20 protein-coding genes and 1 pseudogene are annotated in these 24,051 nt (G+C 43.1%); 3 read left to right on the top strand and 18 right to left on the bottom strand.

All coding sequences use genetic code 11. The features are described from left to right. Window positions 1-37: 37 nt before the first annotated feature. The 5 genes from QMG11_RS10145 to QMG11_RS10125 all read right to left on the bottom strand — a co-directional run bounded on the left by QMG11_RS10145 (window position 38) and on the right by QMG11_RS10125 (window position 3,841). Window positions 38-271 (bottom strand): hypothetical protein, encoded by a 234-nt coding sequence (locus tag QMG11_RS10145; protein WP_281835691.1) that lies wholly within the window; start codon window positions 269-271, stop codon window positions 38-40. Window positions 272-567: 296 nt separating this feature from the next. After that, window positions 568-1,314, bottom strand: coding sequence for a class I SAM-dependent methyltransferase (locus QMG11_RS10140; RefSeq protein ID WP_281835690.1), 747 nt, complete (start codon window positions 1,312-1,314; stop codon window positions 568-570). A 61-nt stretch (window positions 1,315-1,375) separates the two neighbouring features. Beyond that, complete coding sequence (locus tag QMG11_RS10135; RefSeq protein ID WP_281835689.1) at window positions 1,376-1,894, bottom strand: GNAT family N-acetyltransferase; 519 nt, start codon at window positions 1,892-1,894, stop codon at window positions 1,376-1,378. Between the two features lie 15 nt (window positions 1,895-1,909). Then, window positions 1,910-2,872, bottom strand: coding sequence for a ribosome small subunit-dependent GTPase A (rsgA, locus tag QMG11_RS10130; protein ID WP_281835688.1), 963 nt, complete (start codon window positions 2,870-2,872; stop codon window positions 1,910-1,912). 150 nt (window positions 2,873-3,022) lie between these two features. Continuing rightward, window positions 3,023-3,841: a helix-turn-helix transcriptional regulator gene (locus QMG11_RS10125; protein WP_281835687.1), complete on the bottom strand. Its 819-nt coding sequence runs from the start codon at window positions 3,839-3,841 to the stop codon at window positions 3,023-3,025. A 596-nt stretch (window positions 3,842-4,437) separates the two neighbouring features. Here QMG11_RS10125 and QMG11_RS10120 point away from each other — a divergent pair. After that, the gene (locus QMG11_RS10120) at window positions 4,438-5,295 is read left to right on the top strand and encodes a patatin-like phospholipase family protein (RefSeq protein ID WP_281835686.1); all 858 of its coding nucleotides are present in this window, start codon (window positions 4,438-4,440) and stop codon (window positions 5,293-5,295) included. Window positions 5,296-5,408: 113 nt separating this feature from the next. Here QMG11_RS10120 and QMG11_RS10115 read toward each other — a convergent pair whose 3' ends face one another. From QMG11_RS10115 to QMG11_RS10070, 10 genes are all read right to left on the bottom strand, one after another. Next, entirely contained in the window at window positions 5,409-5,948 is a 540-nt protein-coding gene (locus tag QMG11_RS10115; RefSeq protein ID WP_281835685.1) for a helix-hairpin-helix domain-containing protein, read from the bottom strand. Window positions 5,949-5,966: 18 nt separating this feature from the next. Beyond that, a complete protein-coding gene (locus tag QMG11_RS10110; protein ID WP_281835684.1) occupies window positions 5,967-7,361 on the bottom strand; it encodes a coproporphyrinogen III oxidase in 1,395 nt (464 codons plus the stop codon). 22 nt (window positions 7,362-7,383) lie between these two features. After that, complete coding sequence (locus QMG11_RS10105) at window positions 7,384-8,592, bottom strand: type II secretion system F family protein (RefSeq protein WP_281835683.1); 1,209 nt, start codon at window positions 8,590-8,592, stop codon at window positions 7,384-7,386. A 14-nt stretch (window positions 8,593-8,606) separates the two neighbouring features. Then, on the bottom strand, window positions 8,607-9,644 hold the full coding sequence (locus QMG11_RS10100; protein WP_281835682.1) for a type IV pilus twitching motility protein PilT: 1,038 nt from the start codon (window positions 9,642-9,644) through the stop codon (window positions 8,607-8,609). Between the two features lie 79 nt (window positions 9,645-9,723). Further along, on the bottom strand, window positions 9,724-10,530 hold the full coding sequence (locus QMG11_RS10095) for an undecaprenyl-diphosphate phosphatase (protein WP_281835681.1): 807 nt from the start codon (window positions 10,528-10,530) through the stop codon (window positions 9,724-9,726). 11 nt (window positions 10,531-10,541) lie between these two features. Continuing rightward, window positions 10,542-11,540: an ADP-glyceromanno-heptose 6-epimerase gene (rfaD, locus tag QMG11_RS10090; protein ID WP_281835680.1), complete on the bottom strand. Its 999-nt coding sequence runs from the start codon at window positions 11,538-11,540 to the stop codon at window positions 10,542-10,544. Window positions 11,541-11,616: 76 nt separating this feature from the next. After that, window positions 11,617-12,450: a PHP domain-containing protein gene (locus tag QMG11_RS10085; protein ID WP_281835679.1), complete on the bottom strand. Its 834-nt coding sequence runs from the start codon at window positions 12,448-12,450 to the stop codon at window positions 11,617-11,619. After that, entirely contained in the window at window positions 12,447-12,650 is a 204-nt protein-coding gene (locus QMG11_RS10080) for a cysteine-rich CWC family protein (RefSeq protein WP_281835678.1), read from the bottom strand. Before QMG11_RS10080 ends, QMG11_RS10085 begins: the two co-directional genes overlap by 4 nt. A 64-nt stretch (window positions 12,651-12,714) precedes the next feature. Next, window positions 12,715-14,055, bottom strand: coding sequence for a sensor histidine kinase (locus QMG11_RS10075; RefSeq protein WP_281835677.1), 1,341 nt, complete (start codon window positions 14,053-14,055; stop codon window positions 12,715-12,717). Beyond that, window positions 14,024-14,704, bottom strand: coding sequence for a response regulator transcription factor (locus tag QMG11_RS10070; protein ID WP_281835676.1), 681 nt, complete (start codon window positions 14,702-14,704; stop codon window positions 14,024-14,026). The genes QMG11_RS10075 and QMG11_RS10070 overlap by 32 nt, the downstream gene beginning before the upstream one ends. Before the next feature lie 113 nt (window positions 14,705-14,817). Here QMG11_RS10070 and QMG11_RS10065 point away from each other — a divergent pair, with 113 nt between their 5' ends. After that, on the top strand, window positions 14,818-15,783 hold the full coding sequence (locus QMG11_RS10065) for a glycosyltransferase family 9 protein (RefSeq protein WP_281835675.1): 966 nt from the start codon (window positions 14,818-14,820) through the stop codon (window positions 15,781-15,783). A gap of 49 nt (window positions 15,784-15,832) precedes the next feature. On the opposite strand, the gene QMG11_RS10060 is transcribed toward QMG11_RS10065, so the two are convergent. From QMG11_RS10060 to ligA, 3 genes and pseudogenes are all read right to left on the bottom strand, one after another. Further along, window positions 15,833-16,567, bottom strand: coding sequence for a hypothetical protein (locus QMG11_RS10060; protein WP_281835674.1), 735 nt, complete (start codon window positions 16,565-16,567; stop codon window positions 15,833-15,835). A 27-nt stretch (window positions 16,568-16,594) separates the two neighbouring features. Continuing rightward, window positions 16,595-19,288 (bottom strand): preprotein translocase subunit SecA, encoded by a 2,694-nt coding sequence (gene secA, locus QMG11_RS10055; protein WP_281835673.1) that lies wholly within the window; start codon window positions 19,286-19,288, stop codon window positions 16,595-16,597. Between the two features lie 277 nt (window positions 19,289-19,565). Next, a pseudogene (ligA, locus tag QMG11_RS10050) lies at window positions 19,566-21,887 on the bottom strand (NAD-dependent DNA ligase LigA); the annotation flags it as partial. A gap of 311 nt (window positions 21,888-22,198) precedes the next feature. On the opposite strand from ligA, the gene QMG11_RS10045 reads away from it, so the two are divergent. Then, window positions 22,199-23,809 carry a putative manganese-dependent inorganic diphosphatase gene (locus tag QMG11_RS10045; protein ID WP_281835671.1) on the top strand — a complete coding sequence of 537 codons (1,611 nt, stop codon included), beginning with the start codon at window positions 22,199-22,201 and terminating at the stop codon, window positions 23,807-23,809. Window positions 23,810-24,051: the final 242 nt, after the last annotated feature.

Raw genomic sequence — 24,051 nt, 5'->3', positions numbered from 1 at the left:
TATCCACAAAATTCAAAATTAAATAATTCCTTCCCCACTAAGAGGTGGAATATATATCTTTAATCATAAACTTCTCCTCCCCCTCTACAACAAGGTCAAAAAAGTACTCCCCCTCCTCTACAGTTAAAAGGTACCCCCTTCTTGTTTTAAGACCGCTCAGCTTCATCCCCCCATGCCCCCTAACCTTTAATATCCTTTTTAACTCTGAGATAGAAAGAGCAACTCCCCTATTCATAACCTCCTGCAGATCTCCCCTCATTTTAGAACCCATACTTCCTCTCCTTATAGATGTAATTTGGTTACCTCTTCTTTACTTAAAGTATATGGTTCAAAAGTAAAAGTTTAGTAAGAATTTTTATTTTTCTCTATATTAAATAAAATTTTATCAGAAGCTCTGTACTTTTTTGCCTCTAGCCCTAAGGCATCTCTCTGCTTCACCGGGAAACTTTTCCTATTGGACGGTCTGGAAAAATATCAAAGTACAAAGTGCCATCCACTTGAAAGAGGGATTCTCTAGAGAAAAAAAGAGCCTTCAATTAAGGCTCCCTTTAATATGATAGATCATATCTAGTTGGACTTTTTCATCACATAGAAAACATAGTTATAGGAGGAGCTGTACTTTTTAAATAACTCCATCTCCAACTCCGTTTCCTTAATAAACTCCATTAAATCTGAGTTGGTGGGTTCCTCCCTCTTAAAAAACTCACACCTCTCCTTCAAAGGATTATAGTAGTTCTCCCACCAGGAGTTCTCAGGCAATATGAAGGTATCTATAACTTCATACCCGTTTTCAATAGCTATATCCTCATTTGATTTAACCGTTCCCATCTGTGGGTAGTTAGTATCCCAAAACTCCCTTATCTCCTTGGGGGGATTGTCCTCCAACCAGGTAATCTCGGTAACAGCAAGGTAGCCACCGGACTTCAAAAAGGGTTTAACATCCTTCAATCCCCTTTCAAACCCCATTATATAAATAGCCCCCTCACTCCAGATAAGGTCAAACTCTTCTCTCTTGAAGTATTTCTCCAGCTCAAACATGGAACCTTCCAGAGTTTCTATCCTTTCTCCAATTCCCTCCCTTTCAGCTGATCCAGATAGCTCCTCCAGGTATTTCTTGTGAAAATCCAAAGCTGTAATCCTTCCCTCTATACTTTTTGCCAGCTCCACCGTCTGCATTCCAGGTCCGCACCCTATATCCAGAACTTTTAATGATTTCCCGGATAATCCTGTTAAGTCCAAAGCTCTTCTGGTAGACTCATTGTCCCCCGGACCCTGTCTCGGCATATCCCTGTGTACCTTAAAAATATTCTCCATCCTCTCTCCTTAATATCATCAGTGGTTTAAGAAATCATAGTTCGCCTGTTCTTCTTCCCCCTTAGATTCCAAATTCCTCAGGGAACTCCAACATCCCCTCTACACCTTTTAATGAACCCTCCTCTAACTCTACAGCCATAAAGAACTCCTCTGGTACCTCAAAGGGACTTTTTATCCCATAGGTCACCGAAGGTAGATAGCCAAACTTAGAGTAATATGCCGGATACCCCAGGAGTACAATACCTCTATAACCAAGTTCTCTGGCTATCCTGTGCCCCTCCTCTATAAGCCTTCCTCCGACTCCCTTCCCCTGATACTCAGGAAGTACCGATACCGGAGCCAGTACCAAAAGGGTATCCTTTCCTATCCTTGCCTCGGTAAACAATATGTGCCCGGCAACCTCCTTCTCCACCTCTGCCACAAGGGAAAGCTCCGGTACAAATGCCCTCCCCCTTCTAAGAGCTTCCACAAGATTTTGCTCATTTCCATCTGTGTGTTCAGCCTCCTTAAAGGCTTTTTCTACAAGGTTATAGACTACTTTATGGTCTTCTATCCCTTCCTGTCTTATTACTATATTCATATTTTCCCCTTTAAACTACCTCTTATTTATCTTCCTTCTCATATCCAGAGAGCCCATCATATTTTTTATCTTTTCCCTTTCAGCAAACTTGTGGCCCAGATTCTGCTTGTTTTCCATATTAGCCACCTCTCTCTTTAACTTAAAGTAGTTGTTCAGCCTCTCCTCGGTGAGTTCCTTTCTCTCAATGGCTCTTCTCACTGCACACCCCGGTTCACTTCTATGGGTGCAGTCTGAAAACTTACATGTCAGGGCCATCTCCTCGATATCGTAAAATGTTTCAGCAGTATCTCCACTCCATATCTGAAGCTCCCTCATCCCAGGGGTATCTATTATATATCCTCCCCCTACACGAAACATCTCTCTTCTTGTGGTAGTATGCTTTCCCTTATCGTCCCCTGCTCGAACCTCCCTGGTTTTTATTATCTCTTCTCCCATAAGCTTATTGATCAGAGTTGATTTCCCTACCCCAGAGGATCCTATAAGACCTATTGTTGCCTCATCCTTTAAGTAGCCCCTGACCTCATCTACTCCTATATCCTCATATGAAGATACTACGTGGATAGGCACTCCGAAAGCTATCTCCTCTAACCTAGCTGCCTTTTCATCTGCTTCATCGTCAAGATCTGCCTTAGTCAGAATAAAGCAGGGGTTAGCTCCTGATTCATATACCATGGTCAGATATCTTTCCAGCCTTGCAATATTAAAATCCTTATTCAGGGAGGTAACTATAAAGATAAAATCCACATTGCTTACTATGGGCTGCTCCTTTATCTTTTTTCCTGCCACCTTCCTGGATAGTAGAGTTTTTCTGGGATATATTTCAGTTATCTGCCCCTCATCACTTACCTCTACATAGTCTCCAACCACTGGAAATTCATTGTTTTTTATCATCTTCCCTGTTATGGGAGCATTGACCTCACTACTTCCAACTGACACTCTATATAAATCTTTAAATACCGATATAACTCTGCCTCTCATTATTTCCTCCTCTTTTTTTACTTTTTACGGAGGACCTTTTCTACTTTAGGTTTCCTCCAAAATCTGCTGCTATCATAACTCATCTCCTTTCTCAATTTTTTAATAGATATATACTATCAGAATTTATATCTGTCTTCTTGTAAAAATACGTCACTCCACCTCAAATATATCTCCCAGCAGATCCCTTACCTCCAGATACTCTCCAGGGGCCATTCCCAGGTACTCCTTCAGCATCTTTATCATATGAGCCTGATCAAAGAACCCATGCTTTACAGCCAGCTCCCCCCAGTTTATCTCTTCCGTCATATAGATATCCTCTAAAAGGGCATTTAACCTCAAAATAGTCTGATATTTCTTCAGAGTAAGTCCCGTATTCCTCTTAAATTTTCTCTCTAAGGTCCTTACGCTAAATCCAAGCCTTTCAGTCACTTCCCTTATGAGGATCTGCTCTCTGTCTACATACCCTGTCACCTCATCTATGATACGAGCATCCCCATCTTCAAAATATTTTTGAAACTCCTTTCTGAGATACCCCTTAAGTCCCTCTAATCTATGTTTTCTAAGGTTTTCTCTCTCCCTCTGGATAAACCTCCAGAGCCCCGGTAAAGCCTCCCTTAGGGGCTCTATCTTATCTACCTTTTTTGAAACATCCTCTCCAGAAAGATAGTAGTAGCCCTGGGGAGAGAGCTCTATCCCTATTATATGAGTATTTCTTCCATAGTATATACTCCACATGTGGGTGGTGGGATGAAATACCATATCTCCATCAATTTGCCTTCTTTCCCCCTTACTTTCAAAGGAGCAGTCATCCTCTAAACTTATAATTATATGGGCACTGGGTATTGGAAAGAGTTTGGGGATCTTTTCATCCTCCCCTGATTTTTTAAGTATCCAGTAGCTTTTTATAAATTTTTTTATATCCTTATCCTCAACCATGTATTGCTTTAAAAGATAATCTTTTTTTTCCATCCCTTATCTTCCTTTCATCTATCTGAAGGTTTTCCAGTACCTTCCATCCCTTGAAGTATATATACTTTTTTTGCCTAAATCAATTTTTCTTTACTTGATATTTTGTGAAAAATAAATGATTTTTTAATCATTATATTTTTCCACAACGTTAATTGTTTTTAACGTTGCTTCCTTTAGTAATTATGTACTTTCTTTGCTTGTACCCCAAGGGCATTTCCTCGCTATGCTCACAGCATCCAAAGAAAGTACCCAAGTAACGCTAAGCCTTATAACTAAAATATAGTCGTTATCAAGATAACTTCTTATTTTAGAAAAAAAGACACCTCTTCCAAAGTGTCTCCTGAGCATGTTATTACTCTACGCCCTTGGTAAGCTACAGTCCTCGCTTTGCTGCGGAACTTATCCTGCTGGACGGCCTGGAAAGATATAAAAGTACAAAGTGCCGTCGACTTAGGAGAGGATAAACTAATAAATCTTAAAAAGATATTCTGTTGAACCAAATCATTTAAGCAACTATAAGATTTCTCAATAAGATCCTTCTTACTCGTGGGAATATGTTAGAATAAAGAAAAAAACTTAATTATAGAGGTGATTATATGAAGAACTTAGGTTTAGTTTGCGAGGGGGGAGGCCTTAGAGGAATGTATACCACTGGGATTCTGGATTACTTTCTGGATATGGGTCTTGAGCTTCCCTATCTCGTAGGGGTTTCTGCAGGAGCAATATACCCTGCCTCCTTTATCTCCAAGCAGAGGGAGAGAAGCCTGAATATCCAGAGAAGGTATATCACCGATCCCAGGTATATGAGTTTTCGAAACCTCATTAAAACCGGATATATATTTGACCCTGATTTTGCTTACTTCAGGATGACCAAGGAGCTCATTCCATTGGATTATGAAACCTTTAGATCCTCTAAAACAGATTTCAAGATAGGGACCTTCAACTGCCTCACTGGAATAACAGACTATCACTCCAAGGATGATTTTTCCTCTGTGGATGAGGCTGTCACAGCTATCATGGCTTCTGGGAGCCTTCCCTTCCTTTCTAAGCCCGTTGTCATAGGGGGGACTCCCTACCTGGACGGAGGAATTGTCTCCCCCATTCCCATAGATAAATCCATAGAGGACGGGAATAAAAAGCATATAGTCATTCTCACCCAGGGAAGGGAATATAGGAAGGAACCCTTTAAATATAAGAAGGCAGCCAAGGCCTTCTATAGAAGATACCCCCATGTGGCAGATGCCCTCATCAACAGACATACCGTCTACAACTCTACCCTGGAAAAGCTTAATGACTTGGAGAAAAGAGGAGATATTTTCATCCTTCGTCCCAGTAAGTCCTTAGAGGTAAAGAGGTTGGAGAAGGACGTCTCAAAGATCGAGGCCCTCTACAGATTAGGGTATGAAGACGCCAAGAGAGAGTACTCCCGTCTTCTTCAGTGGCTCAGCCTCTGATTCATATTAGTTTTAATTGATCCTTTTTAACAAATTTTAAAAAAAGGTCTGAGAAAAAAATCTCAGACCTTTTTTGCTATTAAAATAAAAATAGAGGCCTTCAGGCCTCTATTTTAGTATTCTATCTTTCTTCCCAACTTCTCGTAGCGCTCTCCTCCCAGAATATCCATAAGGACCACATTGTCAAATATCTTCCCCTCTGCCTTCTGGTGCTCCCTTACCTTCCCTATCTCCTTCTTGGTAAAACCAGTATAGAGGAGCTCAATATCCTCTGCTTCATTTATATTTATCTTCCTCTCAGCTGGGGGAGTTTTCACTACAAACTTACCCTTGAGCTTATCATAGGTTTTCTTCCCTATCCCAGAGATCCTTGTCAGCTCCTGAAGCTCCTCAAATCCTCCGGTAATCTCCCTGTACTCCACTATCTTCCTTCCATAGCTCATACTTACCTTATGAGCAAGCATCTCCTCCAGGGTGGCTCTGTTGATGTCCAGAAGAGCTTTCCTATCCTCATAGGTGTGCCTCTCCATAACAACCACATAATTTTTTTCAGGGATTTCAGTTCTTCTCCTGAAGCTCCTCCACACCCTTTCACCGCCAAAGATTACAAGTATAATAGTTAAAACCAGAACAAACTTCTTATTTTCGCTCAAGGGAATCACCTGCTTTTTCTAGTTTTTGAAAAGCTCAAACTTCTTCTCCAGCCTCTCCTTCATCTCTCTTATATAAAGAGCTGGATCCTTGGGATTTATTACCTTGTCTATCCTATCTATTACTTCGTTTTCCGCCACTATCCTCTTGGTTATAGCTCCTCCACCCATTCCCAGGGTAGATTGATTTTCCTCTATCATCTCTATATTAAAGATAGATTCCGTACCGGGAACAGCATATCCAAGGTTCTCTCCCCACTCGATACTGTTTTTCTGACGATACATGTAGTACGGCTCCAGATTCTTCTTCTCAAGGAGTTCCTTAAGCTTCAGCTCAAACTCCTCCTTGTTAAGCTCCTCCTTCTCATACCCCTCCTGGTAGAGCTTGGAAGCTCTCTTCAGGGCAAGTACATGGATTGTAAGGTTTTCCATATCATACTTCTCTATCTCATTTAAGGTATGGTAGATCTCCTTTGCTCCCTCTCCAGGCAGTCCAAGGATAAGGTCCATATTTATTATGAATCCCAGCTCACGGGCTATTCCATACATCTCATCAAACTTAGCCCTGTCAAAAGATCTGTTCAGTTCCTTCAGGATATGCTCATTGAAGGTCTGAGGATTCAGACTGATCCTGTCCACTCCATACTTTTTCATTATCTCCAGCTTTCTTCTGTTTAATGTATCCACCCTTCCAGCTTCAAAGGTAAACTCCTTGATGTGGGTAAAATCTATATGCTTTCTCACAGCTTCAAGGACCTTCACAAGATCCTCTTCAGTGAGGACGCTAGGTGTCCCCCCTCCAAAGTAAAGAGATTCTATAGTGTGAGTGGTCCCCCTTAAAAAATCCCCTGTGAGCTCTATCTCATCTAGCAGGGTATCCACTACTCCCCTGTAAAACTTACCTACAGGTCCTCCTATCTCATAGGAAGCAAAGGAACAGTATCTGCACTTAGTAGGGCAGAATGGTATCCCTATATACATATTTATATGATCCCTGTTAAGATACTTCATCTCCTTTTTCACTACATCTGAAAGAAGCCTCGCCTTTACTGGAGTAACCATATAGAGTCCCATAAGGATCTCCTCTATCTCCTCATAGGTATACTTCAGAGCCAGCATCCTTCTCACAAGCTTTGTAGGTCTTACCCCGATAAGTCCTCCCCATGGGTAGCTCTTGCCATATATATTCAGAAGAGCCATCTTTATCATAATTATCTTCTGGTCATCTATCCTCTCCATGTGGTTTGGGTAGGTAAAGATTTCCTTCCTCCCGTCACACACTACCTCTATGGAGATCTCCTCCCCCTCGCTGAGGGTTCTTACCTCCATCTCCTTCTCCCTTGCCTCTGGTATCAGTACTCTTACAAACTCTATAATACTACCAGGACTCATCTCAAAATCTGCTTTAATTGTCAAAACTTCCTCCTACTACTTTCTACTACTTTACCAGCTTTATCATATCAAACATCGGAAGCATTACAGCCAGTACTATTGCTCCTATTACTATTCCCATTCCCACGGTAATTATCGGTTCTATTACCGAGGTCAAACCCTTTATCTCTGCTTCCAGCTCCTTGTCGTAGTAATCTGCTACCTTTAGAAGCATGGTATCCAGAGCTCCTGTATCCTCTCCAACTGCTACCATACGGGCCACCATTACAGGGATATACTCACTTTTTTCAAGCTCGGTGGAGATCCTCTCCCCCTCGCTTACATCCAGCTTTATCCTGTCCACTAGGTGTTCCATCCTGGCGTTCCCAGCTCCCTCCTTGAGTATCTCCAGTGCCTGAAGCATGGGAACGGAACTCTTTACCAGGGCACCAAAGGTTCTGGTAAACCTGGAAACTATGGACTTGGTCAAAAGGGGACCTATTACAGGAAACTTAAACTTCATACCGTCAAAGGTATACCTTCCCTCCCTTGTGGATGTCCACAGCTTAAACATTCCAAAAGCCAGGATCAAAGATCCCAGAGCTATATACCACCTGTGCTTTAAAAACTCTGAAACCCCCATAAGGATCCTTGTGGGTAATGGCAGCTCTACTCCCGAGCTCTGAAATATACTTGCAAAGCTTGGAAGAACTGCTATCAGAAGGAAGACACACACCGCTGTGGCTACAACTATAAGTACTGCAGGATAGGTCAGGGCTGACTTTACCTTGGACCTGTTCTCATCACTTACCTCCATGAACTTAGCAAGGTCCAGAAGGATGGTGTCCAGCTGTCCAGAGGCCTCTCCTGCCTTTATAAGCCCCACATATATCTTGTCAAATATCTTGGGGTGTTTTGCCAGGGCTTCTGAAAAACTCTTTCCGTGCCTTATATCTGCCACTACCTCAGCAAGGGTGCTTTTAAGCATCCCCTCCTTCATCTGGTTTTCCTCTATCTCAAGAGCTGCCACCAGGGAGATACCTGCATCCAGAAGGGTAGATAACTCCACTGTAAACTGAGTTATCTCCTTTACCTTGGGCTTCTTAAAGGGAGCCAGTATATCTCCGCTCATTGCTCCGCCCTTTATCTCCGCCGTTATAAGGAAGTAGCCCTTCATCCCCAGTTCCTTTACCAGCTCCTGTTCATCTGCTGCATCCATCTCACTGGAGATAAGGTTTCCCCTGGCATCTCTAGCTTTATAAGTATACTTAGCCATTACTCATCTCCCAACTAACCATTTATCTTATTCTTGGCCCTCTTCTCAAACTCCTCCATGCTTATGATACCCTCCTTAAGGAGCTTCTTCAGGGACGCATCCATACTGATCATTCCATGTCTTGCTCCCGTCTCTATCATAGATGGTATCTGGTGGGTCTTTCCCTCCCTTATGAGGTTTCCTATTGCAGGAGTTCCCACAAGAACCTCACAGGCTGCCCTTCTCTTTCCATCTACAGTAGGAACCAACTGTTGAGCCAGTACTCCACGAAGGGAGGTGGAGAGCATTACCTTTACCTGAGCCTGCTGGTCTGTAGGGAATACATCTATTATCCTGTCCACAGTCTTAGAGGCATCATTGGTGTGAAGGGTTCCAAATACAAGGTGTCCCGTCTCTGCTGCTGTAAGGGCTGCCGTTATCGTCTCCAGATCTCTCATCTCTCCGATAAGTATTACATCTGGGTCCTGTCTCAGAGCATACTTCAGGGCTGTGGAGAATGACTCTGTATCTGCTCCTATCTCCCTCTGCTCCACAAGACTGCTCTTATGCATATGCAGGTACTCTATAGGATCCTCTATGGTTATTATGTGTTCATGCCTCTCCCTGTTTATCTTATCCAGAAGGGACGCCAGGGTAGTCGACTTACCGCTTCCAGTAGGCCCCGTCACAAGGATCAGTCCGTTTTTATTATCTATAAAGTTTTTAACGCTGTCGTGGATCTTCAGGTCATCAAATTCAGGAATCTCAGTACTCAGGGATCTTATTGTCATCCCCACAGTTCCCCTCTGCATATGAAGGTTTACCCTGTATCTTCCCACTCCAGCTATTCCAAAGGAGAAGTCCAGCTCTTTATTCATATCAAAGGCCTTTTCCTGGGCTTCATTTAATATCGAAGAGGATAGCTCCTTTATTGAATTGGGCATCAGCCTGTCTGCTCCTGGAAGCTCTCTAAGCTTCCCGTGAATCCTCACCATTGGCGGCTTTCCCACTACAAAGTGAATATCCGATGCCCCCATCTCTTCCGCTTTAACCAGTATCTCCGTCATATCCATATCTCTGTCCCTCCCCTGTATTTATTAATCAAATCTCTTCCTCACAATAAAAAAATTAAACAAGGAAATATTTCCTTGTTTAATAATAGATACTCAAGAATACCAAAATTCCTACTAATATTCTGTATATACCGAATAATTTAAAGTCTCTCTTCTTCAGGTAAGCCATAAACCACTTGATTACCACATAGGAAACCACAAAGGATACCACACACCCTACCAGAGTCAGCTTCCACTCCTCTGGGGTAAATGTAAGACCGTGCTTTAAAAGTCTAAGCAGGGTTGCTCCAAACATTGTAGGAATAGCCAGGAAGAAGGAAAACTCCGCTGCCACTGCTCTGGATAGCCCAAGAAGCAGTCCTCCCACTATTGTAGCTCCAGATCTCGATGTTCCCGGAACCATAGCCAGACACTGGAAGAATCCAACTGCCACTGCCAGCTTATAGCTTACTCCGCTCATCTTCTCTACCTTTTTACCCTTGCCTATAAGCTTTTCCATAACAACAAATACTGCACCATATAGGATAAGCATAGCTGCTATTATCTGAACCCCTGAAAGATAGCCAGAGATTATGTCATCTAAAAGAAGTCCAAACACCGCCGCTGGGAGCACCCCTACAACGATCTTACTCCAAAGTATCATCTTCTCCTTAAATACTTCTTTCTCCTTTACAAAGGGGTTTATATCGTTCCAGAAATATACTATCACTGCAAGAATAGAAGGAAGCTGTACAACTACCAGGAAGGTGTCGAAGAACCCCTTATTAAAGGTCTGACTTCCCAAAAACTCCTCAACTAATATCATGTGCCCCGTACTACTTACAGGGACAAACTCCGTCAGCCCCTGTACTATTCCCAGTATTGTTACTATAAGTAAATCACTCAACTGCCTGCCTCCTATAGGTAACTATCTTCCTTAGATAGATAGTTTTGTACATAGTCCTTAACTCCCTCTTCTAGAGTATGGAACTTCTCTGTGTAACCAGCCTTTACCAGCTTGTTCATTGCTGCCTCAGTAAAGTACTGGTATCTTCCTCTAAGATCCTCAGGCATTGGAGTAAACTCGATTACATCCTTCCCCTCTATCTCATAGTTGTCTGCTGATGCTCTCACTGCATTCAGTGCCAGCTCATAGAAACCTCTGCACTTTCCAGTTCCAAGGTTGTATACTCCAGATTCTACTTCGTTATCCAGGAAGAACTTCAGTACATTTACCACGTCCTTGATATATACAAAGTCTCTCAGCTGCCATCCATCCTCATAACCTTCCTTATGAGATGTAAATAGTTTTACAAGGCCATTTTCCTTATACTGGTTGTAAGCATGGAAAACCATTGAAGCCATTCTTCCCTTGTGGTACTCCTGAGGTCCATATACGTTAAAGAACTTTACCCCAGTCCACTGCTTTGGAGCCTTCTCCTGCTTAAATGCCCAGTCATCAAAAAACTTTTTAGAGTAACCATACTTGTTTAGAGGCATTAACTTCTTAAGCTCCTCTACACTCACCTCATCGTCATATCCAAGCTCTCCCATTCCATAGGTAGCTGCCGACGATGCATATACATACTTTATATCCCTATCTGCACAGAAATCCCAAAGCTTCTTAGAAAACTCATAGTTGTTTTTCATCAGGAAGTCTCCGTCCTTTTCCGTTGTAGCTGAACATGCTCCCATGTGTACCACTGCTGTTATTTTTTCTGCATTGGCAGGAACTGCAAGCCAGTCAAATAGCTCATCTCTGTCTACCCAGTCAGCATAATCCCTCTTTCTTAGGTTTAACCACTTCTCTGCACTTCTTAATTTATCTGATACTATTATATCGTTAATTCCCTCTTCATTGAGTCTCCATACAAGAGCACTCCCAATAAATCCTGCTGCACCTGTTATTAATATCATAACGTTCCTCCTTTATTGTCATACCATTCTCTTTATTCTATCACCTTTTATGATGAATTTCAATTTTACCTGGGGGTTAGCTTCTCCCCTTCAATAGCTCCCTTAAATGGGTATATACCTCCATGGGCACTCCTCCGTCCCCTATCTCGATATTCCCCTTACTTCCTCCATGGTAGTCGGAACCTCCTGTTAGGAGAAGCTCCATCTTTTTGGCAAGCTTCTTATACTTCAAGACCTCCCTCAGGGAGAAGCTGGAGTAGTATACCTCCATAGCTTCCAAGCCGGATTTTTTCAGGTCGTTTATGAGCTCGGTGAGCCTCACCTCATCCTCTGAGATATACTTAGGGTGAGCCAGGGAAGCTATCCCCCCATTTTCTCTTATAATCTCCACAGCTCTTTCTGGACTGAGGTCTCCCTTGGGAACATAGGCAACTCCCCCTATTCCAAGGTACCTTTTAAAGATCTCCCCCTTGCTGTACACATATCCCTTCTTCATCATAAGGCTGGCTATGTGGGCTCTTCCCATTATCTCTCCACCGGCCTCCTCACGAAGTTCCTCCAGACCTATATCTATCTTATACTCCCTGAGCTTTTCCAGGATCTTTATATTTCTCCTGTCCCTGGCCTCCTTTATCTTAGCCAGTTCACCTTGTAACTTAGGATCTTCAAGGTCTATAAAGTATCCCAGAATATGCACCTCTCTCCCCATCCATTCAGAGGAAAGCTCTATTCCGTTAATAAACTCTATCCCCAGCTCCTGGGCTCTTTTTCGTCCCTCAGCCAGGCCTCCCACGGTATCATGATCCGTTATAGAGATGGCCTCCATCCCCCTCTCAACTGCTGCTTCCACAAGCCTGGTGGGAGTCAGCTCCCCATCTGAAGCTGTAGTATGGAGGTGTAGATCTATCATTTTTTATCACCTAGATATTCCTCTACGCACTTCCTGCAGATACATGCCTGTCCCTTCCTCTCCTCTGGAACCTTTGCAATAAGCTCTTTAGGTACGCTGGTAGTCATACACCAGCACTTGTGGGGGTCCGTTCCCAATACACTGGCACATCTATTTTCTCTTCCACATAGGGGACAGATCCCCTTATTTTCATCCTTCATATCTTCCTCCAGGCAAACCTTTAATTATTATATACAGACATTATAGGTCAGTTTCTCCTTTATTTCAATTGTCTTTTAAGAGTATTTCAACCCTGGTTCCCCTTCCCTTGATACTGTCTACCTTTAACTCCGCTTTCAGTATCTCCTGAATATTTTTTACAATGGAAAGTCCCAGTCCGTGTCCCTCTATCTCTCTGTTTCTCGATTCATCCCCCCTGTAGAATTCAGTAAAGATCTCACCGACCTCCTCGGGGGTCATTCCCTCTCCCCGGTCCTCGATCTCTATGAAGGGACTATTACCTCTTAGGCCTATCTCCACCCTTACATCTCTTCCTCCTCCGTATTTAAGGGCATTCTCCATGAGGTTTTTCACCAGGATCCTGAGGAGCTCCCTGTCTGTGTAGGCTTTAAGGGCTTCTCCCCTTACCTCTACTCCAACCTGCCTGTAGATGAAGGAGAGCTCCCTCTTTACCTCCTCCACAACCTCATCTAGCCTCACCTCTTCATATACAGGCTGGATATTTTTCCCCTTGGCTAAGAAGAGGAGTTTCTCGGTGAGGCTCTGCATACTCCTGACCTCGGTTCCTATGGCCTCCACAGCTTCCTGGGACACCTCTTTATTCTCCGTTCCCCACTTCTTGAGGATATCCGAGTATCCCTTTATTACAAAGATAGGGGTCTTCAGCTCGTGAGAAGCATTGTGAACAAAGGCTATGTGGGCGGATTTTTGATCCTCCAGCCTCTTAAGCATCCTTTCATAGGAGGTAAGCATATTATCGAACTCCTCATAGTACCCCTCTCTTATGAGTTTGATGTCCAGGCTGTCTAAGTTTATGCTGTCCGTTATTCCCTCTATCTCCCTTAGCTGGGGAATTATCTTCCTGTAGAAGTGCCTGTAGATCATATAGAGGCACAGGATAATTATAGGAAAGGCTATTAAAAATATCACAACCTGCTGGTTTATAAATCTCTTCTCCCTCTTAAGCTCCCTCACTATGGTCACCTGAACATCCTCACCCTTGTAAACCGGGAGGTGGTAGTTGTAGATATAGTAGTCGTAGTTGGAGTAGTCCCTTATACCACTGGTATATTTTAGCTTTAGATCGGGGACCTTCCCCGTGGAATACTCCTCCCCACCACGCCTTATTCTGAAATCCAGGCCGGAGATATCTGGAAGCTCCTTTTCTGCATCTTCAAAGAGCTCCCTGGTACTCTGAATCTCTTCCTCCATAAACTCCCCTGCAAGGAAGTCCTTTGCCAGCTCTACATCCCTCTTGGCATTATCCTTAAGGTGTTTCCAGTTTGTCAGGGATACAGCCACAGCGACAATAAAAAAAACAACTAAAACAAAGATATAGCTCTTGGCTATATCCCTAGAGAGTCTCTGTTTTCTTTCTGATGACATAACCCCTCCCTCTCACTGCCTGAATAAGCTCCCGATTACTGTCCACCTTTTCCCTCAGTGATTTTATATATACATCTACCACCTTTTCAACGCCGTCGTAATCATACCCCCATACCTCATTGAGGATCTGTTCCCTGCTAAGGACCACCTCACGGTTTACAACAAGATATTCCAGGAGATCAAACTCCCTCTTTGTAAGCTCCACCTCTCTATCTCCCTTAAAAACCTGGTTGGTCAGGGTATTTATCCTTATATCCCCGCAAACTCTGTACTCCTTATTTTTATAGTCCTTTTTATTTCTAAGAGCCACCCTCATCCTTGCATAGAGCTCCTCCATCTCAAAGGGTTTTGTCAGGTAGTCATCTGCCCCCAGGTCCAGAAGATTCACCTTGGACAGTATCTTATCCTTAGCTGTGGTCACAATAATGGGAACCTCCGATTCCTCTCTTATAGATTTGCATACATCCTCCCCATTCATCCCTGGGAGCATGAGATCCAGTAGTATCAGGTTATAGAAGTTTTCCCTGCTCTTGGCCAGCCCCTCACTTCCCGTATAAGCCAGATCCACCCTGTACCCGTGGTGCTGTAGTTCCAGCTGAAGTATCCTACATATCCTTTTGTCATCCTCAATCAAAAGTATTCTTTCCATCCTGTCCTCCATCTCTCTCCACCTCTACTCAATTATCTTTATTTTACCAATTTTTACCATACTTTTACCAATAGGATAGATAATTATTCTATCAACTAATGGAGGTAAGAGTAATGGTCAAAAAAATCAGAAAAAATATAGGTAAAACTATCTCAAATAAACTAATCCGTCTATGGATTCTTCTTTTAGACAGAAGAAATAAAATAAATGTTAAAAAACTTTCAGAAAAAAAAGTTTTAATCGCCGACTGCGAGAAGATCGGAAACTATATCTTCAAAACTCCCTTAATCAGAGGCCTAAAAAAAAGCGGATTTCACGTAACAGTCATGGGAAGCCATATTACAAAAGAACTCCTGGAGGCAGACCCCTATATCGATGATGCCATCATCACCAGGTGCTACAGGAAAAAATCCTCGGATATCTTCAGAAAGGCTGCCGTTGCTCTCAAATACAGAGGATACTTCTCCCACTACATCGAGACCACTGGCTCAGTCTACCTGAGGGAACTCCTCTTTATGAGGCTTCTATCCCCTATGACTATTATAGGCACTGAAAGAAAGAGGGACTATCAGCTTAAAGCGATGAATATCTCAGTTCCCCGGGAAGACCATAATATAGATACCTCTATTTCCATTCTGAACTCCATGGGAATAAGGGAACAACGGGAGTATCATATTGGAAGAATGCCCTCTGCAAAATATAGCTCTTTTAAGACCGAAAAACCCCTGATTCTTTACAATGGAAGAGCTTCCGTTGAATCCAGAAGTATAGATCCTGCTGTTGAAAGGGAGCTGACCTCCACTTTAGAGGAGATCCCTTACATCAACTTTAGGAGGATAGAGAAAGAGGATTCCCTTCATGACCTGGTTGACCTTATAGATAGATCGGCTCTAGTTATTACAGTGGATACCGGTATATCTCATATAGCTTCTGCTCTAAAGAAAGGTGTCCTCATAAACAACTATAATAGATCGGTTGCCCCTGTTACACCTAATCTCTTGGAGTGTAGCTTCACCCCTGAAGCCGTATCCACTATATTGAAGTCCATCTTCTCCCCGGCCCAGCCTGCTGCCGCCTAGGAGCTATTAAAAAAAGCCGAAGATTCCTCTTCGGCTTTTACTGTTCTACCTATCTCCACTTCTCCAGTTCAGATAGATACTCCTCATAAGCTATATACATAGCCTTTGCATTTACATTATTTCTCTGATCCTTGGTTGTCTTTCCTCTCTCAGAGATCTCTATGATCTCCTCAAGTCTTCCAGACATCTCTCTGTTCTGCCAGCTCTTTACATCGAAGAACTCCTCTCTCTTTATGAACTTATTCAGAAGCTTTCTCAGCCTCTTTACGTCCTTATCTGAAAGAGTCGTCTGCTTAGACCATGCTACAATTCTTTCCTTCTCCTTCTCAGAAGCTACCACCTCAAGGATGTGTCTAGACGGGTTGTCTATTCTTGTTCCCATAGACTCAGCAACCATCTTGTCCACCAGTGCCTTAGGGTTCTTCAGGTTCTCATTTTTAAGCCTGAAGGTTCTGTCTACCTTTTTAACATACTTTCTTACAAGCTTGTTAAATTCCTTTCTGTCATCCTCTGTAATAGTCTTCTTCTTTTCCAGAGACTGAAGGAAGTTAAACTCCTTCTCCTTCATCTTACCAGTCTTTCTCAGGTAGTAGATTGGGTTGTCTCCCCCGTACCAGTCCTCTATAAGAGATTCTCTTTCAATTATATAACTAATAGTCTCATCCCAGTTTCTTATATCCTGCTCTTCGATTGGATACTTCTCCTCTAGGTTTACCTTTGGAGCAAACATCGAACTACAAGATACCATGAATAAAAGGAATGGTAGTATTATAAGTTTTTTCACTTTAACGCCTCCCACTTGCCTCTAAATTTATACTGTTCTTCCGCAACACTTCTTATACTTCTTACCACTTCCGCAAGGGCAAAGATCATTTCTTCCCACCTTGTCCGAAGCTCTCTGACCGTTCTTCTCCTCTTCTGCTCCCTCTTCTGTATTGTAGGATACATTTCTAGGAGCTTCCGTCCTCTTCATCTCAAGGTCTTCCCTCTCATCCCTTATTCTTATCTTGAATAGGTAGGATGTAGTCTCCTCCTTGATCGTCTTCAGCATCTTAGCATATAGCTCTCCAGATAGAAGCTTGTACTCTACAATTGGATCTTTTTGACCATAGGATCTCAGGTAGATACCCTCTCTCAGGGAATCCAGAGTCTTCAGGTTCTCTCTCCATCTTGCATCTACTACCTCAAATAGGATATACTTCTCAAGCTTTCTCATCATGTCAGCACCAAAGTGAGCTTCCCTCTCTGTATAGTGTGCCTCTATTCTCTCACAAAGCTTTCCTGCATACTCCTCTACACTCATAGACTTATACTCATCTAGGTCTGTTATCTCATAGTCGTAGAGTTCCCCTATCTTCTCTGCAAGACCAGCCATATCCCAGTCCTCTTTGAACTCCCCTACAAGTCTTTCTGCTGCCAAGCTGTGGATATTATCTCTCAGCATATTCATGATAGTGTCCTTCAGGTCATCCTTAGCAAGAGCCTCATTTCTGCTTGAGTAGATAGCTGTTCTCTGCTTGTTCATTACATCGTCAAACTCAAGAAGGTTCTTTCTGATCCCGAAGTTTCTTGCCTCTACCTTCTTCTGAGCGTTGGCAATTGCCTTACTTATCATATTGTGGGTAATAGGCTCTCCCTCTGGAAGTCCCAGCTTCTCCATTACATTACTTACTCTCTCAGATCCGAAGAGTCTCATAAGGTCATCTTCTAGGGATAGGTAGAACTCCGATGCTCCCGGATCTCCCTGTCTTCCCGATCTTCCTCTAAGCTGGTTATCTATTCTTCTGGATTCATGTCTTTCAGTTCCCAGGATAAACAGTCCTCCTGCAGCCAGTACCTGCTGTTTCTCCTCTTGACACTGTACCTTGTACTTAGCAAGAGCCTCATTAAATGTTTCTCCGAAGGTTTCTCCTGTTTCCTTCACTGCCATGGCTTCAGGGTTACCACCAAGCATGATATCCGTTCCTCTACCTGCCATGTTTGTTGCGATAGTTACTGCCTTATATCTTCCTGCCTGAGCTACGATCTCAGCTTCCTTTGCGTGGAACTTGGCGTTTAGTACCTCGTGAGGTACCCCTCTCTTACCTAGGTGAGAGGATAGAAGCTCGGAACTTGCGATGGAAATTGTTCCCACAAGAACAGGTTGTCCGTTCTTATAAAGCTCCTCTATCTTGTCCAGGATAGCTGTTGTCTTCTCCGCCTCTGTCTTATATACTAGGTCTGGCATATCCGCTCTCTGAATTGGCTTGTGTGTAGGTACAACCACTACCTCCAAAGCATATGTGTGCATAAACTCCTCAGCCTCAGTTTCTGCTGTACCAGTCATTCCAGATAATTTTTCATACATTCTAAAGTAGTTCTGAAGTGTTATCGATGCAAGGGTCTGGTTCTCCCCGGCGATATTAAGTCCTTCCTTGGCCTCTATTGCCTGGTGCAGTCCGTCGGAGTATCTTCTTCCCTCCATGGCTCTTCCAGTAAACTCATCTATGATTATTACCTGACCGTCTCTTACCAGGTAATCTCTGTCCCTCTTAAATAACTCCTTGGCTTTCAGAGCCTGGTTCATGTAGTGAGTAAGCTCTACATTTTCAGGTGAGTAAAGGTTATCTATCTTCATGATCTCCTCTACCCTCTTTACCCCCTTCTCAGTAAGGGAAAGGTTGTTGGACTTCTCGTCTACCTCGTAGTCTCCCCAGTCCTCATCTGGGATATTCATCTCCTTCTTCTTCTTGATATCCCTGATTCCCTCTGTCTTCACACTTCTTACAAGCATCTGAGATACCTGGAAGAATATCTTGTACCACTTTGCTGTGTCCTCTGCAGCACCAGAGATAATAAGTGGTGTTCTGGCCTCGTCCACTAGGATCGAGTCCACCTCATCCACGATACAGAAGTGGTGTGATCTCTGTACCTTGTCCTCTAGCTTGCTTACCATGTTATCTCTCAGGTAGTCGAATCCGAACTCCGAGTTTGTACCATAGGTTATATCGCACTCATAGGCTGCCTTTCTCTTTTCATTTGGCATCCCGTTTAACAGTACTCCAGATGTAAGTCCTAGGAAGTCATATACCCTTCCCATAAGATCCCTGTCTCTTTTTGCCAGGTAGTCATTTACTGTGATCAGGTGTGCTCCCTCTCCAGTAAGGGCATTCAGATACATTGGAAGAGTTGCCACAAGGGTCTTACCCTCTCCAGTCTTCATCTCTGTGATCTTCCCCTCGTGAAGTACCACTCCACCAATCATCTGTACATCGTAGTGTCTCATTCCAAGAGTTCTCTTAGATGCTTCTCTCACTGTTGCAAAAGCTTCCACTAGGATATCGTCTAGAGTTTCTCCCTTAGCAAGTCTCTCTCTAAACTCAACTGTCTTTCCCTTCAGCTGCTCATCGGACAGCGCTTCATAGTCAAGCTCTAGCTTGTTAATTTCAGCTACTATCTTTTCAATTCTCTTAATTTCTCTGTCATTTTTGGTACCAAAAACCTTCTTTAATAACGACCCTATCATAAGTGTTTTACCTCTTTCTAAAAATAGTCTATTCTAACATTTTCTATGTTACCACAAAGACCCCTCAACGTCAATGTAAGCTCAGTGTTTTAGGTTATTTTTAGAAGCTCTTCCACTTTCTTTGCACACAGTTTTTTAGACTGGGGAGAGGGGTAAAAAGTTACCCCTAAAATAACTTTTTATTCTCCAGCTTCTCTGGCTTTCTCTCTGCCACCGGCTTCTCCTCTGCCTTCTCCTCCTGCTTCTCTTGGCTGGCCTCTGTATCTCCACCCTTGATGAGATTCAGGAACTCCTCCTCGGTGAGGATCTCTACTGTTCCCAGCTCCTGGGCTTTCTTCAGCTTGCTTCCGGCTTTCTCCCCCACTATCAGGTAGTCCAGCTTCTTGCTTACCCCTGAGAGGTTAGTTCCCCCTAGGTCCTCTATGACCTCCTTTATCTCACTTCTTCCAAAGTGCTGCAGCTTACCTGTAAATAGGAAGTTCTTTCCTGCAAATTTGCTCCTTTCTGAACCTTCCTCTCCCGATGCTTCCATCTCATAGTTGATTCCGTAGCCTTCCAGCCTGTCCAGCATCTCAAGGTGGGCTTCATTTCTCAGGTAGCTATACACACTTTCAGCTACCTTGGCTCCCACTCCGTCCACCTTCAGGAGCTCATCCTTAGTCATGTTTTTCAGGTTCTCCAGACTCTTACTTTCCGTTGCCAGAAGCTTGGCAAGGAACTTCCCTACATGGGGAATCCCAAGGGCATAGAGGGTCTTTGTATAATCCCTCTTCTTGCTCTCCTCTATGGAGTTCAGAAGGTTTTCGATGGACTTCTCCCCCATCTTATCTATCTGCTCCAGCTCGCCTCTATACTCATGAAGTCTATAGATATCCGATACATCCTTAATCTTCCCCAGCTCTATGAACTTCTCCACTATCTTGGTTCCCAGCCCATCTATATTCATAGCGTCCCTGGATACAAAGTACTCTATCTTTGTCTGAAGCTTTGACGGGCAGTCATCGTTGATACATCTTATATCCACCACATCGTCCTTGGATACAAAGGCAAGAAGCTTAGGGTCTGCTGCAAACTCCCTCTTATCTATCTTCCTTACTCCATCGGTATCAAAACTAAAGCTTACCCCCCTCTCCTTCAGGGTCTTTATAAGCTCTATATTCTCTTCATCTCTGAAGTACTCATAGATGGCCTTGGCTAGCCTCTTTCCTATGGTCTTTATGGATTCCAGCTCCTCCAGCTCCAGCTCCATAAGTTTCTCTATACTTCCGCTGGCTTCAGCCAGGAGCTTGGCCTTCTTCTCTCCCACCTTCTCTATTCCAAGGAAGGTTATTGCATCTACATAGTCTACGCTCTTCTCTACGTTATCTAGAAGGGCATTACACACTGGACAGTTTGTAGGGAGCTCTATCTCTATCTCGCTGCCGTCCCTTACCTCTTTAACTACCTTTACAACCTGAGGAATTATCTCTGCAGCCTTCTCTATAAATACCCTGTCTCCTACCCTGATATCCTTTCTCAGGATCTCATCGTAGTTGTGCAGGCTGGCTCTCTTTACCTTACTTCCAGAAACCTCTACCTCCTCTAGTTCTGCCACAGGAGTTACCTTCCCGGTTCTCCCCACCTGCCAGGTCACCCCGGTAAGCTTTGTTGTCACCTGCTTTGCAGGAAACTTATAGGCTATAGCCCATCTTGGACTCTTAGTTGTGGCTCCCAGCTCCTCCCAAAGTCCTGTATCATTTATCTTAATAACCATTCCGTCTGTTTCATAGCCCAGATCTTCCTTTCTCTCCTGCCAGTGAGCTATCCTCTCCTCCAGCTCATCGATGCTGCTGCACACCTCACATACCCCTGTAGTCTTTATCCCCAGACTTTCCAGGTACTCCAGGCTCTCATTGTGCTTTTCTAACCCGTAGCTTCCCCCGTCTACCAGGAAGAAGAAGTAGCAGTCCAGGTTTCTCTCCTTAACTACTGTGGCATCCAGTTGCTTAAGGGTTCCGCTTGCTGCGTTTCTTGGATTTGCAAAGACCTCCTCACCGGCCTGGGCCCTTACATCGTTGAGTCTTTTAAACTCATCTAGGGGAAGGACTATCTCTCCCCTTACCTCCATACTTATCTCTTCCTTCAGATAGTGGGGAATAGAGGCTATCTGAAGAATATTTTCCGTTACATCCTCTCCCACAGCTCCGTCTCCCCTGGTAACTGCCCTTGTAAGTTTTCCCCTTTCATAGTGGACACTTATGGATACCCCGTCCAGCTTCAGCTCCAGAGCATAATCCACTTTCCTGTCCCTTCCAAGGATCCTTTTTACCCTTCCGTCAAAGTCCTCTAAGTCCTTTGTACTATAGGTATTTGAAAGGCTCAGCATGGGATTTTTATGCTTTACCTTGGTAAACTTACTGTCCTTAAGACTCGAACCTACCTGGGATGTAAGGCTTCCCTCCCTCTTTAAGTGGGGATTCTCCTCCTCCAGTCTCTCCAGTTCAGCCAGAAGTTTGTCAAACTCCACATCCGATATAAGGCTTTCATTTCTCGTGTAGTAGTAATAACTGTACTTCTCTATCCTTTCATATAGCTCATTCATCTTCTTTTCTATATCCATCTATCTTCCTCCGCTCATCTGCTATCCTACTGTAGCTTCCTTTATCTCTATTTTTAATTTTTTTCCAAGTGTTCGCCTTCAGGTTGCCCTTCCCTAACTATTATATTTTTTTATGAAAAAACACACAAGAAAGTTTTTTATTTTACCATTTTTTCCCTCATACAACTTGTGTACATCTTCGCAAATAGAACATACGAAAACTTTTTATTCTGCAAAATATTTTTTTAGTACATTATAGCTGTTTTCCCTTGTCCTTACTAGGAAATAATGTTAAAATACTAAGTGATTTATAATTAAAGGAGGTACAATTTATGGATTCGGTTCTAATTTTTGGACATAAAAATCCAGATACAGATTCCATATGTTCATCTATCTCATACTCTTATCTTAAAAATAAGCAGGGAGTAAAAGCTACTCCAGTGAGATTAGGTGATCTAAGCAAGGAAACGGAATTCGTTTTAAAATATTTCGGAGTAAAAAAACCTGAGTTTATCGATACAGTTAGACCTCAGATCGGAGACCTTACCCAGGTAGAAACTGAGGCTATCAATGTTACTGATTCACTGAAAACAGCCCTTGAAACAATGACCAGAGAGAACTTCTCCAGTCTTCCAGTTATAAATGAGGAAAAGAAGCTTATGGGAATGCTTCATGTTTCACACATTGCCAATGCTTATCTTGAGCTGGACTACAAGGATCTTTTCACTAAGTATTCATCTACATATGAGAATATCTTGGAGCTTCTAAAGGGAGAGATTATCAGTGGAGAGTACCCTAGCGGAGTTATCCAGGGAAGACTTAAAGCTGCATCGGAGATGGATTCAGTTAAAGAGGGAGATATCGTTGTTACAACTACTCTCTTCGACGGAATCGACAAGGCTATCCACGCAGGGGCAAAACTTATTATTGTCTGCGCCAAGGATGAAGACTACATCAGCCCGAGACAGGGAAGGGACTGTGCTATCATCAAGGTTAAGAGCAACCTATTTAAAACTCTTAAGCTTATCACTCAGTCTATCTCAGTTTCATCTATCATCCCTAAGAAGAAGTTCTACCACTTCAAGGAGGATGACTTCATAGGTGAGGTAAAGGACCTGATGAAGGAAGCTAACCAGAGTAACTTCCCAGTTGTAGGTAAGGACGGTAAGCTCTTTGGAACTATAAGATCTAAAAACCTTATCAACTTCACTAGAAAAGAAGTTATCCTTATGGACCATAATGAGCACCACCAGTCGGTGGACGGTATCAAGGATGCCAAGGTTCTAGAGGTTGTGGACCACCACAAGTTCGGTAACTTCGAGACCAATGAACCCCTTATCATAAGAGCTGAAACTGTAGGATGCTGCTGTACCATCGTATACAAGCTCTTCAGGGAAGCGGGAATTGTACCGCCAAAGCAGATAGCTGGACTTATGGCAAGTGCCATCCTTTCAGATACTCTTATCTTTAAGTCACCTACTTGTACAGAGCAGGATATCAAAGCAGCCACAGAGCTTTGCGAGATTGCAGGGGTAGATCCTAAGAAGTACGGAATGGAGATGCTTATAGCTGGAACTTCCCTTGGAGACAAGACTTCTATGGAGATCATCGACATGGACAGCAAGACATTTAATATGGCTGATTTAAATGTTACCATCTCTCAGGTTAATACTGTTGATGTTGCCGGAATGTTAAGTAAGCAGGCTGAACTTGAAAAGGTTATGGATCAGAAGCTTATGGAAAATGCACTGGATGTATTCATCCTTGTTATCACAGACATCATCAACTCAGGTTCTCAGGTTCTTGTTCTTGGTGATTCTTCAAAGCTTGTGGAACAGGCCTTTGGAGTAAAGTTAGAAAACAACTCAGCTTGGCTTGACGGAGTTCTTTCCAGAAAGAAGCAGATCGTACCATCTCTTCTGTCTGCAAGTCAGTCTATGTAATAAAAGATTAGCTGCCTGAGGGCAGCTTTTTTTATTCCTTGGATCCTTTACTCTACCCTTCTCTCAAAAACTCAAACTCACTTAACCACTCATTATTTAAAACCTTTAATTCCTTTCTCCTTTCATAAAAAACATTAAGAGTTCATTATATTGGTAACAATCGTCACTTCATACTAACTTTCCGCACCAGAAGGATCTAAATACTGAAAAAGCACACAATTTTATGGACTCCCTCCCTTTTG

This window comes from Propionigenium maris DSM 9537, from assembly GCF_027925155.1.
Classification (GTDB): Bacteria; Fusobacteriota; Fusobacteriia; order Fusobacteriales; family Fusobacteriaceae; genus Propionigenium; species Propionigenium maris.
Note: the sequence above shows the minus strand (reverse complement) of the source record. Positions and strands in the feature narration are given on the sequence as shown.